Source organism: Bacillus sp. JFL15, from assembly GCF_001184225.1.
Classification (GTDB): Bacteria; Bacillota; Bacilli; order Bacillales; family Bacillaceae; genus Bacillus; species Bacillus siamensis.
This window is the reverse complement of record NZ_KQ236689.1, coordinates 1,917,279-1,933,402: the sequence shown is the minus strand read 5'-3', so window position 1 is coordinate 1,933,402 and position 16,124 is coordinate 1,917,279. Positions and strand designations below refer to the sequence as shown.

Here is a 16,124-nt window from a genome sequence, read left to right as displayed (position 1 = left end):
CGGCTTCCTCCTTTTCTATCGTGAAGTTGTCAGCTTCAGATGTTCATTTCTTAGGAATTCGAGCAAAAATGCCGCATTCCTTTCAAGACATTCACCCTGAAGCATTTCTGCGTGAGTGCCGCAGCCTTTTTTCACACGGTATTCACCTGCCGTAGCTTCCTCCCACGAAGCGAGCCACGGCGGCATCGCAAAGTCCGGTTCTGATGTTAATAGATCTATGTCCGCATTGACGGTGCCGGTGCTGACGGCATGCACGAAATAAGAATAAAATGCATTTGTTTTTTTGGCGAGCCCTTCTTTGACAGCTTCGTTATTCAGTGCTTCATTGTCCCTGTTTACCTTCATCAGCGCCTCGACATCACTTTCTACTGTGCGGCCTTCCAAGTCGCTGACGCCTTGTTTTTTATAGGAATCAACCATGATCAGCCGCTCCACTTTACGTCCTTCGGCTTCAAGCCGTTTGGCGGTTTCAAAGGCGAGCGTGCATCCTGCCGAGTATCCGAACAGCTTGACCGGGCCTTCCGGCTGCAGCTGATTGATCAGCTCTGTGTAGCGTTCGATACGGCTGTCTTCCTCGATAAAATCGAACGCGCAGATTCTATAGCCGGACAGATGTTTTGCCAGCGGCTGGTACATCAGCCCGTAACCGAGAACAGGCGGGAACGCAAACAGTGTGTCAGACTGATTTTTATTCATGATGGTGAGGTCTTTCATCCCTTTTTCTTCACCGTGAATCAGATAATCGGCAATGCCTGCGATTGTCGGCGCTTCGAACAACAGCTTCACCGGGATATCCGTACCGAGCTCTTTTTTAATACGGGACGCAGCCGTCATCGCTTTTAAGGAGTGCCCGCCGAGTGCAAAGAAATCATCATGAATGCCTATCTGCTGTCTGCCGAGAATTTCGGACCAGATGTGTGCAATCATTTCTTCCGTCGCATTTCGGGGCCCGATCCATTCTTTCGCCAGCTGAGCGGGATCAGGTTTTGGCAGCATCCGTTTATTGACCTTCCCGTTTGTCGTTAAAGGAAGCTCCTCTAAGAAAGTAAAGGTTTGCGGCACCATGTAAGCAGGAAGCTGTTTTTTCAGGTGCCCTTTTACGTCTTCAGCTGACAGTTGCGCCCGGTTCACGAGGTAGGCGTTGATTGATGCATCTCCAGACTCGTGGCGGTCAACAACAACAACCGCATCTTTCACACCCGGGTATTCCTGCAGCTGCTTTTCAATTTCTTCAAGCTCGATCCGGTGTCCGCGTATTTTGACCTGATCATCAATACGCCCGGCGTATTCAATCGTGCCATCCGGCAGCCAGCGTGCCAAATCCCCTGTGCGGTAAAGCGTTTCTCCCGGCTTGAACGGGTTTGGGATAAACATTTGCTCCGTCAGATCATGACGGTTCAGATACCCTTTTGATACACCCATTCCGCTGATGCACAGTTCACCGACAGCTCCAAATGGCTGAAGCTGATTTTGCTCGTTAAGAATATAAACACTGGCATTGCTGATCGGCTTTCCGATCGGCAATGAAGAGATGGAATCCGGTAAATCATGCACGACGTGAGCTGTCGCAAACACTGTTCCCTCAGTCGGCCCGTAGCAATTAATCAGCTTGCCCGGCCCCATGATCTCAAACGCTTTTCTGACGTGAGGCACAGACGCGCGCTCACCTCCGAATAACACGCAGCGAAGCCCCCTCAGCCAATCCTCTCCCGCATCGGTGAGAAGATTGAAAAGTGCAGTCGTCGCAAACATGACATTGACATTCTCCTGCCGGATCAAGTCAGTCAGCCGTTCTGTATCAAGCAGTGTCTGTTCATCTGCGATAATGAGACGTGCCGCATTCAGTATTGACGCGTAGAAATCAAAGGTAAATGCGTCAAAGGCGTAATTCGAAACGGATAAGAACGTATCTTTTTCAGAAAATGCCATGTAGTCTACATGCTTGACCAATCCTTGAATATTGGCATGAGTGGTGATATTGCCCTTCGGCTTTCCGGTTGTGCCGGACGTATACATAATATATGCCGGATCATCGGGTTCAATTGCGGCTGCAGGGTCGCTTGCCTGCTCTTCGAACCGTGCAGGATCATCAATGAAGAGTGTTGTTCCTGTATACGGCAGCTGATCCGCTTTTTCTTTCATCTCCTGATGTGTCAGCAGACAGGCTGCATCACTGTCAGTCAGCATATACGAGATTCGGTCCTCCGGCAGCTTCGGATCAACCGGGAGATAAGCCGCTCCTGCTTTTAGTACGCCGAGAATGCCGATCACCAGTTCAAGCGAGCGCTTCGTGTACAACGCGACAACGGAGCCTTTACCCGCACCTTGCTTTTGCAAACGGCGCGCAAGGCGGTTCGCTTCCTCATCTAATTCGCGATAGGAAAGCGTCTGGCCGGAATACGTAAGCGCCGGCGCATCAGGATGAACATTCACCGCCTCTTTGAACCAATCCGTCAGAGGCTTCGCCTGATGGTTTTGAGCAGGCGGGTTTAAGCCTGTAAGCAGAAACTCTCTTTCCTTTTCATCAACAAGACTGATCGTATGAACAGGCTGATCCGGCTTCTGGATGAGCTGCTGAATCGCTGTGAGAAGCTGTGATTTTAAGCGCTGGATAAATGCCTCATCAAACACATTCTCATTATAGGCAAGCTTGATCAGCATCTCGTCTCCCGGGGAAGCCATCAGGTTGAGATCATAATTCGACTTCTCAAAAACATGGACATCCTCCATTTCAAAGCCGTTTTCATTGTTTTCTTCATTTTTTGCATCCTGAAGCGGATAATTTTCAAACACAATGATGTGGTCAATCAGCTTTGGCTGATCGGCCTGGCTTTGGATGTCATAGAGCGGCACGTATTGATGCGGCTCAGACTGCAGCGATTGTTCCTGCAGCTGCTTGAGCAATCCGTTAAATGTGGTATCCTCAGACAGTTTCACCCGCCTCGGGACAACATTGATAAACAGCCCGACCATATGTTCAACGCCTTTGATTTCTGCGGGACGCCCGGAAACGACTGTGCCGAAGATCAAATCGCCGGACTGCTGGTAGCGGCTGATTAATACACTCCACACTGCCTGCAGCGCCGTACTCAAAGTGGTATGCTGTGATTTTGCAAGCTCGTTAAACGCCTTTGTGTCCGCCTCCGGCAGTGAGAAGAGCAGCTCTTTCGGCTCATAGCCGTCCTTTTGTTTCTTTCTTTGCTCCGCAAATGTCGTTTGTCCTTCAAATTCCTCTAAGTACTCGCGCCAGTAATGCAGTGATGCTTGTTTATCCTGCTTTTCAAGCCACTTGATATAGTCCTTATATGGTTTGACCGGCGGCAGGCTGTATGGCTTTTGTTCGCGCAGGGCATTGTATACCTTGAACAGATCCTGCACGACGATGCCAAAGCACCAGCCGTCCAAAATCATGTGATGATAGCTCCACACCCATTCAAAGCTTTCTTCAGCTTTTTTAAAAATAGCCGCACGCATTGGGATATCCCGCGTCAAATCAAACCCCTTGATCTTATCCTGTTCTTTGTATTCATTGATTTTGGCTGCTTGCTCGCTGCCCGGTAAGTGTGCCAGATCGATTTCTTCTATCTGAAACTGCCTTTTTTTCAATACGACTTGGACCGGCCTTTTTACTTTTTCGTGAATGAACACGGTACGAAATACATCGTACCGGTCCATGATCACATTCATGCTTTCTTCAAGGCATTTGATATTCAAGCTGCCTTTTACTTTCATTGTCATTTGTTCGATATAAAAGCTTTGGCCGGGATTCAGGAGAGTATGAAACAGCATTCCCTCCTGCATCGGCGACAAATAATACATGTCCTGAACTTGATCTTTTTTGAACTGGCTCATCTGCTCCGCTCCCCCCTTCTGTTAACTGTTTTTGTCACGTTAAATTCTCCTCAAGCATGTCAAAGATGTCTCCCATTTCATCCATCTCCAGATCCTGCGCGCTGAAGTCGCTCGGCGTAAATTCTTTCTCCTCTTTGGCCGTGCAATGGCGGATGATCATTAAGAGGTTTTCTTTAAATCGCTGCATCTGTGCTTCGACTGTGCTTCTTTCATATTCTTCCTGATTGTATGAGCAGGAAATGACGAAGCGGCCGCCTGTAACCATCCCGCTGAAGCTCAGTGCGTATAACGCCTCTGACTCTTCGCTGACTTGACGCCCCATATCATATGGTGACGGTTCAAACCATTCAGTTTTCACTTCATTGTCAAACTGCCCTAGGTAGTTAAAACTGATTTCAGGCGTGACGCCTTTTTCTGTTTCATCGGATGACAGATACCGGAGAATCCCGTATCCTACGCCTTTATCAGGAACGCGCCGCACCGTCTCTTTTACCGTTTTAATGACGGAAGAGACGCCGTCTTCTTTGCTGATCTGCAGAATCAACGGATATTGGGCCGTAAACCAGCCGACCGTCCGTGAAATATTGACATTCGGTATGATTTCTTCCCGGCCGTGTCCTTCTAAGTTGATGCCGACTTTACCGTTTTCCGTCCATTCACCGATTGTTAAGCCGAGCGCGCTAAGCAGAATGTCGTTGATTTCCGTTCCGTACGGATGATGAACATCTGTAAGCAGCTGCGCCGTTTCTTCCTCAGTTAGTTCACATTTCACGGCCGCCGTATGTTTGACGAGCCGTTTTGTCGGCTCATGGTCTTTCGGCAGCGGCCGGAGTTCTTCTGCATCTGCCTGCGCCCAATAATCCGCCTGCTTCTTCAGCTCTTCTGATTGCGCAAACGTGCTCAGCGCCTCTGCCCAATCCTTAAAGGAGTGGGTTTTCTGCGGGAGGACGATGCTGTTTTGCTGCTGCGCCTGTTTATAACCTGAAGCGAAATCCTCAAGCAAAATTCTCCATGAAACCCCGTCCACGACGAGATGGTGAACCGCAATTAACAGATGATCGCCTTGTTCTGTCCGATATTGCTCTGCTTTTAACAGCGGGCCGTTCTTCAGATCAAGACTGCCCTGAAGCTGTTCGGCAAGCCGCTGAATCTGGCTTTTCAGCATGTCTTCGTCTGTTCCGTACAGATCAACGATTTCAAAGCTTGCCTTGCATTCACTGACAGGGAGATATGTCTGAATGATGCCTTCCCTTTCTTCACGGTAAACCATCCGCAGTGCATCATGGTGTTCCATCAATGCTTGCAGGGTTCTTTCCACCAGAACCGGATCAAAGCCGTCTTTTGCGTGAAGCATGACGGATTGGTTCCAATGGTGTTTGTTCGTAAAGTTTTTCTCAAAGAACCAGCGCTGGATCGGCGTTAATTCCGCTTCGCCTTCGACAGGTCCCTGGTCGGCCTGCTTGCCTTCCGTCCGTTCCACGTAAGAGACGAGCTCTTCAATGGTCGGATGCTGGAAGAGATCTTTCATCTCCAGCTTGTAGCCGTGCTGGTTCAGGCGGCTCGCCATTTGAATGCCTTTGATCGAGTCGCCGCCGAGCGTGAAGAAATTATCGCTTACGCCGATCTGGTCCAGTCCGAGCACTTCCTGCCAAATGTCAGAAAGCAGCGTTTCCATCTCTGTTTCCGGCGCTTTGTAGGCGGCGCTTCCCGCTTCAATGTCAGGCGCCGGCAGGGCTTTTTTGTCAATCTTGCCGTTTGCGGTGACCGGAAGCTCGTCCATTTCCACCCAGAACGCAGGGACCATGTAGTCCGGAAGCGTGTCTTTCAGCGCGGCTTTGAGCGCTTCGATATCGTCCTGCTGAGGTGCGACATAGGCGCAAAGGGCGGTATTGCCCGCTTTGTCTTCCACCGCCGTCACCGCCGCGTCATGAACGTCCGCAAGCTGCGCGAGGCGGACTTCAATTTCTGAAAGCTCGATCCGGTAGCCGCGCACTTTGACCTGCTGGTCGATGCGGCCGATGTATTCGATACCGCACTGCGCGTTCCATTTGACGAGGTCGCCGGTCCGGTACATGCGCTCGCCTGGCACAAACGGATCTGCGGTAAACCGCTTCGCCGTTTCTTCCTCACGGTTCAGGTATCCGCGCGCAAGTCCGCGGCCTGCCACGCACAATTCACCGGCAATGCCTTCCGGCTGCACCTGATTGCCGTCGCCGAGAATATAAGCTCTCGTATTGGCAATCGCCCGTCCGATCGAAAGCGATCCTTCCTCCGGATTGATGACGCCGCTTGTCGCGACGACGGTGTTCTCCGTCGGGCCGTAGTTGTTGACGATCGTGTACGGCTGCTTCACCGCCCGCTTCAGCTTGTCGCCTCCGACGAGAAGCATGCGGAGAGAGCTATTTTCCAGCTCCATAAATTGTTCGGCCAGCTGTGTCGGCAGGAAGGTAATGGTCACGCCGTGCTCTTCGAAATAGTGATTTAAGCGGGTGATATCCAGCCGGATCGCTTCGTCAATGACATGAAGCTCCGCGCCGATGGTCCATGTAGGGAACATCTCCCAGATGGAGGCGTCAAAACCGAAGCCCGCGTATTTGGCGCTTTTATCCTCCGCCGTCATGGCGAATGCGTCATGATGCCAGAAACACAGGTTCACCAGCGCATGGTGTTCGACCATGACACCCTTCGGCTGTCCGGTCGTTCCTGACGTGTAAATCATATAAGCGAGATGATCCGCCGTGGTTTCCGTCTGCGGGTTCGCTTCATCGTTTTCATCAAGCGGCAGGCTCAGAATAGAGCGGCTGCCGTCAAGCAGGATCGTGTCTCCTGTGTAGCTTTCCGGCACGTCGAGCGCTTCCTGCGTGAGAAGCAGCTTGGCCCCGCTGTCCTGCAGAATGTAGCTGATCCGCTCTTTCGGGTAATCCGGGTCAATCGGCACAAATGCCGCGCCCGCTTTCAAGACGCCGAGTACGCCCGCAGCCATTTCCAAGGACGGTTTCGTCAAAATGCCGACCCGTTCGTCAGCTGTAACACCGCAGTCCATGAGAATGCGCGCGATGCGGTTCGCCCTTGCGTTCAGCTCGCCGTACGTCCATTTCGCGCCGTTGTATGCCACAGCCGGACGGTTCGCGTGGCGGGCGGCCGTTTCTTCAAAGAGACGGTGAACCGTTTTGTCCCGCGGCACGGAGAGTGTTTTTCCTTTCCAAGCGTCAAGGAGGGCTTGTTTTTCAGCATCGCTGATCAGGGAAATCTCCGGCAGCTTTCTGTCCGGGTTTTCTGCCGCTTGCTTCAGAATACGCAGGAACCCGGCGCTCCACTTTTCAATTGTTTCTTTTTTAAACAGATCAGTCGCATATTCAAGCTGAAGACCGAGGCCTTCTTGATCCGTAAAGCCGCCGAGTGTCAGATCGAATTTCGCCGTGCCTTGGTTCGACTCATACGGAGTGATGCGCAGGTTCTCCAGTTCCAGTGTTTCTTTATCCGGATCTTCTGTCGTCACCATGACTTGGAACAATGGATTTCGGCTCATATCTCTCGGCAGGTCAAGCTTTCCGATCAGATCTTCAAACGGATAATCTTGATGCGCCAGCGCGTCGAGATTGGTTTGTTTCACCTGTTCGAGCAGCCCGGCGAAGGTCTGCTCTTTGCGCGTTTCATTGCGAAGCGCAAGCGTATTGACAAACATCCCCGGCATTTCCTGAACTTCGGCGCTCGTTCTTCCGGCAGTCACCGAGCCGATAATGATATCGCGCTGCCCCGTGATTTTGCCTAAGAAAACATGGAACGCGGCATGAAGCACCATATGAAGAGTCGCTCCCGATTGCTCCATTAATTCACGCACCGCTTTTTCCGTTTCACGCCCCGCTCTGAAGCGGACGGACTGTCCTTTAAAGCTTTGAACCGGTGGACGCGGAAAATCGGTCGGCAGATTCAATTCAGGAAGCTCGCCGGAAAATGCGGAGAGCCAATAACGCTCATGGTCTTTCATCCGTTCGGCCTGCCCGGGTTCATTCTGCCAGACGGCGAAGTCTTTATAGTGCAGGTTCGGCGCCGGCAGACTTCCGCCTTTGTAAAGGTGAGCGAGCTCTTTGACCAGCAGGCTTCTGGACACGCCGTCGGCAATAATATGATGCATATCCAGCAGCAGCAGGTGTTTCTTTTCATTCAGTCTGACAAGAGCGGCCCGAATGAGCGGAGCCGCACTCAAATCAAACGGCTTAATGAATGCCCGAATGATAAGATCGGCTTTCTCTTCATCCGCTGCTTCAAAGATGTGAAGCTCGATGTCAGCCTGTTCTGTGATCCGCTGCATCGGCAGGCCATTTTGATCGATAAAGGACGTCCGCAAAGATTCGTGACGATTGATCATCTGATTGAGCGCTTCCTGAAGCCTTGAAATATCGACTTCTCCCTCCATCAGAAGAACGGACGGCATATTGTAGCTGATTGTGTCACGGTCAAGCTGGTTCAGGACGTACATCCGTTTTTGGGCGGATGATAAAGGGTACGCGTCAGAGCTGTCTGCCGGTGAGATCATCCGATATTGCTCAGATACCGCTGAATTCTCGATATATGCGGCAAGCTGACGGACCGTCGGATGTTCGAACAGCGCTTTTAACGGAACTGTTTTGTCCAGTTCAGCCTGGATATTGGCAAGGAGCATCATGCCTTTTAAAGAGTGCCCGCCGTAATCGAAGAAATTATCGTCGATGCCGAGCATATCTGCACCGAGAGTCTTTTGCCAAATGCGGCAAAGCTTCTCTTCCAGCTCCGTTTCCGGCAAGGCTGAAGCCGTTTGCGCCGTCTGGCTTGCGCCCGGTTTCGGAAGGGCGTTTTTATCTGTTTTTCCGTTGGCTGTGAGCGGAATGCGGTCTACTTGCACGAAATAGGCCGGAAGCATATGAGACGGCAGCGTTTCGGAAAGCTGTTTGCGAAGCTCAGAGCCTTTCATCTCGCTGTCGGCTTTATAGTACGCGCACAGTTCCGGCAGTCCGCCTTCGCTGACTGCGAGAACGACCGCCTCCTGAATGCCGTTTACGCTTAACAGCACAGTTTCAACCTCTTTTAATTCGATACGGTAGCCCCGGATTTTCACCTGATCATCGGCGCGGCCGATAAATTCAATCGTCCCGTCAGAAAGCCTTCGGACGACATCTCCTGTTTTGTACATGAGGCTGTCCGGTGAAAAAGGATTTGAGAGAAATTTCTCCGCCGTCAGCTGCGGACGGTGAAGATATCCTCTTGCAAGCCCCTTCCCGGTAATATAAAGCTCGCCGCTTGCGCCCGGAGGAACGAGCTGCATTGATCCGTCCAGCACAAGGGCGCCGGTATTTGCGATCGGGCGGCCGATGACGGGACGCTGCTCATATTGATCAAGCCGCTCCATATTGATCCGTCCGGCAATGGCGCCGATCGTCGTTTCTGTCGGCCCGTAGTGATTGATGAAGTCAGTATGGGCGTATACGTCATGAAACTTGCGGACATCGGACGTGATGATTTTTTCACCGCCGAGCACCACTAAACGAAGCGGGCTGAAACGGCGTTCTGCCGTAAAACGGGCAGTATTGACGATCATATGGAACAATGACGGCGTCAGTTTCATATACGTAATGCCGTTTTTCTGTATATATTCACCAAGCTGGTCAGGCGAAGTGTACGTCTCTTTCGGCACAATGTGCAGCTCGCCGCCCGCCTGAAGAATCGGGAATATGGCCGTATATCCGAGATCAAATGCGTAAGAAGACAGCAGCACGGATTTGTCAGCTTCGGTCAAACCGGCTTCACGGCTGAACCACGTGACATAATTGACTAGATTGCGGTGCTCCAGCTGGACGCCTTTCGGTTTGCCCGTTGTTCCCGAGGTATAAATGATATATGCAAGCTGGTCGGCGTCAGGATTCGTTTCGAGCCGATCGGCGCTTTCGTTCCGCCATTCTCCGCCTTCCATTACGACCGTTTTTCCTTTATAAACGGCGGCAGCGGTCATGTTTCTCTCATTGACGACCAGAAGCTTCGTTCCGCTGTCTTCAAGAGAATAGCGGATTCTCTCTTCAGGAGTCTCCGGATCAATCGGGAGAAATGCCGCTCCGGCTTTCATGACGCCGAGAATCGCGGTAATCAAGTCGGCCGAACGATCCATCATAATAGCCACGATGTCCTCACTGCCCGCTCCGCACGCCTGAAGATGGCGCGCAAACCGGTTCGACTGTTCATCAAGTTCCCGGTATGTCAGACTTGTTCCGCCTGCAACCGCCGTGAGATCAGGCGTTTTTTGCGCTTGCCGTTCAAACAGTGAAACAAAAGTGCCCTCAGGGAGATCCGCTTCCGTACGTTTTTCATCAGAGAGGAGCGCTTCCCGCTCAGGTTCAGATAACAGGCTTGCTTCGGCCAGCTGAATATCCGGATTTTCAGCGCAGGCTTTAATCAGATTGACAAAATGAGCGCTCCAGCGGCGGATGGTTTCGTCCGCAAATAAGGCTTTCGCGTAATCAAAGCTCAATCCGACCTCTTCTCCGCGCTCAGCCGCTTCTAAGGAAAGATCAAATTTAGCGACATGATGATGCATGGAGTAAGAAGAAATCTCCAAATCTCCGAGCCGCAGAGACGGGATCTCCATGTTCTGCATATTAAATAACACGCTGAACAGCGGACTCCGGCTTGTGTCCCTCGTTAACGGCAGTTTTTCAATTAATTCTTCAAGCGGATAGCTTTGATGCTCGAAAGCTTGAAGACTCGCCGTCTTCACTTCGTCCAGGAATTGCTTGAACGTTTTTTTGCCGGCAGGATGCGACCGAAGCGCGACTGTGTTGACAAACATGCCCGGCACCTCTTGGAGATCAGGATGCTGTCTTCCGGCCGCCGGAGATCCGACTATGATGTCTTCCTGCCCTGAATATTTGGACAGCAGCACTTGAAAAGCGGCTAACAAGAACATGTACATCGTCGTATCCGTATCAGCCAGCAATGTCTTAATCTGCGCCGTCACCTGTTTATCAAGCCCGAAGATGACGCGTTCCCCTTCAAAACTGCGCTCGGCAGGACGCGGGAAATCAAGCGGCAGATCCAACACCGGCAGTTCGCCTTTGAACGTTTCGAGCCAGTAGGCCTCGTGCTGATCGAGATTTGCTTTTTCACGCTGCCAGACTGAAAAATCCTTATAATGAATCTTTGGCAGCGCAAGCTCCGTACCTTGATAAAGCTTTGCCAGATCACCGATGAAAATGCCCATAGAGCTTCCGTCCGTAATAATGTGATGCATGTCAATCAACAGAAGATGACGGTCAGCTTCAAGCCGGATCAGCTTCGAACGGACGAGCGGCGCACGGTTGAGCGTAAACGGTCTGATAAAGGCTTTTGTCAGCTCTTCCGCATCTTCTTCCCGGCCCTCGGCGGTTTCCAGCTGAAAGCTCACATTTTCATGAATGGTCTGCACGACTTCTCCATCCGCCATGTCAAACGATGTACGCAGTGTCTCATGACGGTTGATTAATGCCTGCATGGCCTCTTCAAGGCGGTTTTTGTCTACTGATCCTTCCAGCAGAAGTACAGCAGGGACGTTGTAGCTCGTGCTGGCCTGTCCGAGCTGATTAAGGATATACATCCTGCGCTGTGCTGAGGAAACAGGATAATGCTTCTGATGAGGCGCTTGCCGGATCGGTTCAAACTGCTGCTCCTCCTCACTCTCATGCTCCAAATAATGCGCAAGCTCCTGAATGGTCGGCTTTTCAAATAACACTTTGATCGGCACTTCTTTTTGAAAGTGCTCCTGAATTTTAGCGGTCATCATCATGGCTTTTAAAGAATGTCCGCCAATCGTAAAGAAATTGTCAGTCACACCCGCTTTTACGCCGAGAATGCCTTCCCAAATGTCCGCGAGTTTCTGCTCCGCTTCCGTTTTCGGCGCTTCGTATTCTTTTTGAACGGCTTCAGTCTGCGGTTCAGGCAGTGCCTTTTTATCAATTTTTCCGTTCGCCGTCAGCGGAAACTGACTCATCTGTATGAAGTGCGCGGGAATCATATATTCAGGAAGTGATTCCGAAAGTGTTTTGCGCAGGTCTTCCGGTGAAAGGTCCCGGTCTGCGGTAAAGTAAGCGCAGATTTCATTTTCATCCGCTTTATTTTTCCGGATCACAGCTGCAGATTCCGTCACATTCTGCACCTGGCTGATTTTCGCCTCGATTTCGCCGAGCTCGATTCTGAACCCGCGGACCTTTACTTGATTGTCAATTCTGCCGAGAAACTCGATCGTGCCGTCCGGAAGCCACTTCGCCAAGTCTCCCGTCCGGTATATCATTTCATCCGGTCTGAACGGATCGCGGACAAATTGCTTCTCCGTTAATTCAGGCAGATTCACATAGCCTCTTGCCACTCCGCTTCCGCCGACGCACAGCTCACCGGGAGCGCCGATCGGCTGGAGGTTGCGGTTTTCGTCCATAATGTACGCAGTGGAATTTCCGATCGGCTTCCCGATCGGGACCGAGCCGTCGTAGTCCTGATCAATGAGAAAACTCGTCGAAAACGTCGTATTCTCCGTCGGGCCGTAGCCGTTCCAAAGAGACAGCTCCGGTGACTGCTTTCTCACTTTGCTGACAATATGCGGTACAAGCGCATCACCGCCGATGATAAGGTGCCGGAGCGTGTTAAACATGCCGGCATCCTTTTGGGCAAGCTGATTAAACAGCGGAGACGTCAGCCACATGGTCGTGATCCGATGCTCTTTCAGAAATTGGGCGAATTGTCCGGCGTCAAGCAGCGTCTCTTTTTTAACAGGATACAGCGCAGCTCCGTTCAGCAATGCACCGAAGACTTCGAAGGTTCCGGCATCAAAGCTGACGGCTCCCGTTTGCGCCATGCGGTCTTCTTCATGAACCGGCACATAATTCGAATGTTTGACGAGCCTGATGATATTTCTGTGTTCAATCATGACGCCTTTCGGTTTGCCGGTCGACCCGGATGTATACATAATATACGCCAAGTCGTTTCCGCCGGCAGGGAGACTCAAGTTTGCTCCGCTTACCGTTTCATCCGCGCTTTCATCCAGCATGATGACCGGGACTTGCAATGTGCCCGCTTGTTCCAGATAGTCCTGAACTGTCAGCACGATCTGAATCGAACTGTCTTCCGCCATAAAGCGGAGACGGTCCTCCGGAAAAGCAGGATCAATCGGCACATATGCGCCGCCTGCTTTTAGGACGGCAAGCATGCCGATAACGGTTTCCGCAGACCGGTCGTTCATAATAGCGGCGGTCCGGCCTTTTTCCAGCCCGTTCTTCACAAGATATCTCGCCAGGCGGTTGGCCGCTTCGTTCACTTCACGGTACGTCCATTCGCGCCCCTCTTCTTTTATCGCGATGCTTGCGGGCGTCCGGTTTGCCTGTGCTTCAAACAAACGGTGAACGGCCTCCTCTTCCGGAAGCGCCGTTTTCGTATCATTGAATATGTCAACAATCTGCCGCTCTTCTTCGCCTGAAACAAGGCCGAGATCCCGCACGGGCGCGTCAGGCGTTCCGACCGCCGCTTTCATCATGCGGGTCAGATGGTGCGCCGTTCGTTCGATGGCATCATGAGCAAAAGCCGCTCCGTTGTATTTGATTTTGACAGTCCACGTTTTTCCCGGATACACGATGAGATTGAAATCAAAGCTCGTCTGCTCAAAAGCATGTTCAACTTTAATGGAAAAGCCGAGTCTTTCCTCCATGCCCCCGTTTTCCAGCTCTTTGTCCAGCGGATAGTTTTCAAAGGCGACCAAATGATTCAAAAGGCTGCCGTCCAGAGCAGAGCGCTTTTGAATGTCATAGAGCGGCACATAATCATAGCGCTCGGCTTCCACGGCGTTTTTCTGAACTGCCGTCATCACGTCAGAAAAGGTTGCTTCTTTGTCAATCTTGATTCTGACAGGGATCGTATTGATGAACAGCCCGGCCATTGTTTCTATGCCGTTGATTTCTGAAGGACGGCCTGATACAACAGTGCCGAACACCACATCGTCTGTATAGTTGTATTTGCTGAGCACTGCGCCCCACACCGCTTGAAACAGGTTAGGCCCCGTGACTTGATGCCGGTTGGCGGTCTGCTGAATCTGCGAAACCAGCTCTTCATCCCAGACAAAAGAATATTCTTCATTTTGATAGTCTTTCTTTTCCGCTGCCAGACGGCCCGGGAGCAGGCTTGGCTGTTCGAAATCCGCTAAGCGGCTGCTCCAATATTGTTCCGCCTCATCATAATCCCGGCCTCCGAGCCATTTGATATAGTCAGAGTAAGGTTTGCCCTGGCTTCCTCCGGCGGGCCGGCCGGCACGAAGCGCTTCATAGTTTTGAAACAGGCTTTTCATCAAAACGCCCATACTCCAGCCGTCCATGACGATATGATGATTGCTCCAGACGAGATAAAGCTCCTTCTCACTGAGTCTGAATACCGCCGCTTTAAAAAGAATATCCTTCGCCAGATGAAAGCCCTGCTGCTGCACGTCGCGTTTATAGCGTTCAATATATTCGGTTTGACGAGCTTCATCTAATTGACTGATATCTTCATAGTGCACTTTCGTCTTCCGTTCGGCCAATACGACTTGGCGCGGTTTTTGAAGCTGCTGGTGCACGAATACCGTTCGCAGGATGTCATATGTCCGGATCAGCTCATTGACGCTTTTTTCAAAAAGCTCGAGCTGAAAACTTCCGTAAATCCTAAGCTCTAATTGTGTGAAGTAGGAGGAAGAATGCGGATCAAGCAGCGCATGATACAGCATTCCCTCCTGCATCGGTGTGAGTGCATACACCTTTTGAATCGATTTTTTGCTCATATGTCACCTCTGTCTTTTCTGTTAGAGAATTTCCATTAATTTATCAAGTTCATCAAGCGTCAGATCATCATCACCAAGATCACTAGGCGTAAGTTCAGGACCGTCTTGAGCCAGGCAATGATCTATGATTTTCAGGAGGTGCCCTTTAAAGCTGTCACTGAACGATTGGATGGTTTTTTCATGAAATTCGAGAGAATGATAGGCAAACGTCATCGTCATCTGCCCATTTTCTATAAATCCGACAATATCAAGCGCATTCGGCTTCTCTGTGTCCGGGCTCAGCGATTGTCCGGACGGCATATCGGATCTTGTAAATAAGCCGGAATCCGACATCTCATTAAACTGGCCTAAGTAGTTAAAGCTGATATCCGGATCAATCTCAAACGAAAGATTCTCTTTATGCTCAGGCGCCGTTACATAACGCAGAATGCCGTAGCCGACTCCTTTGTTCGGGATATGCCTGATGTCTTCTTTCATTTGTTTCAGCTGATATGAAAGGTCGTCGGCGTGTTTCATCTCAAGGATCATCGGATACATGCTCGTAAACCAGCCGACCGTCCGGGTGATATTCAAGCCGTCAAGAATGTCTTCACGTCCGTGGCCTTCCAAATGAACGCCGATCGTGTCTTCACCCGTCCACTCCTTGAGCGCCAGTCCGAGCGCCGTCAGCAGAATATCATTCATTTCTGTGTGGTAGGCTTCATGGACGTTTGTGGTCAGCTGTTCAGTTTGTTCAGCCGTCAGAGAGAAGCTGACCGTTCTTGTATGTCTCATGCGCTGATCCCCAGACTGCCTGTCTTTCGGGAGCTGAGTGCATACCTCTTTCTCCTCAAGCTCTTTCCAGTAATCAACTTCTTTCAGAAACGCCTTCGTATTTGCGTATTCTTTGATTCTCTCGGCAAATTCGGCGAATGAATGTGTTTTCGGCGGCAGCGCCGGGTCATTGCCTTGCTTGAGCTGTGTATAAACGGAGGTGAAGTCCTCCAGTAAAATCCGCCAAGATACACCGTCTACGACTAAGTGATGGATCGCAAGGAGAAGGTGGTCTCCGTCTTCCGCCCGGAAGAGCCCGGCCTTCAGCAGAGATCCTGTTTCCAGTGAAATACTGCTTTGAAGACGGTCTGCTTCCCGTTCGATACGGTCTTCATGATCTTCGCTGAGTCCGTTCAGCTCAAAGACGTTCAGTTCAACAGACGCCTCCTCAAGCCCTCTGTAATATGGCTTTTGCTCACGGTAAACCATACGGAGTGCATCATGGTGTTCCATCAATGCTTGCAGGGTTTTTTCCACCAGGTCCGGATCAAAGCCGTCTTTCGCATGAAGCATGACGGATTGGTTCCAGTGGTGTTTGTCCGTGAAGTTTTTCTCAAAGAACCAGCGCTGGATCGGCGTTAAGTCCGCTTCGCCTTCGACAGGTCCCTGATCGGCCTGCTTGCCTTCCGTCCGCTCCACGTAAGAGACGAGCTCTTCGCGGATG

At 51.1% G+C, this 16,124-nt stretch carries 3 protein-coding genes; all 3 read right to left on the bottom strand.

The features are described 5' to 3' along the window. Positions 1-15: 15 nt before the first annotated feature. On the bottom strand, positions 16-3,852 hold the full coding sequence (gene srfAC / locus AD710_RS09660; RefSeq protein WP_049627869.1) for a surfactin non-ribosomal peptide synthetase SrfAC: 3,837 nt from the start codon (positions 3,850-3,852) through the stop codon (positions 16-18). A gap of 34 nt (positions 3,853-3,886) precedes the next feature. Then, positions 3,887-14,647: a surfactin non-ribosomal peptide synthetase SrfAB gene (gene srfAB / locus AD710_RS20020; protein ID WP_049627868.1), complete on the bottom strand. Its 10,761-nt coding sequence runs from the start codon at positions 14,645-14,647 to the stop codon at positions 3,887-3,889. Between the two features lie 21 nt (positions 14,648-14,668). Continuing rightward, the coding region (locus tag AD710_RS20005) for a condensation domain-containing protein (RefSeq protein ID WP_231595048.1) at positions 14,669-16,124 on the bottom strand (1,456 nt) is incomplete at its 5' end.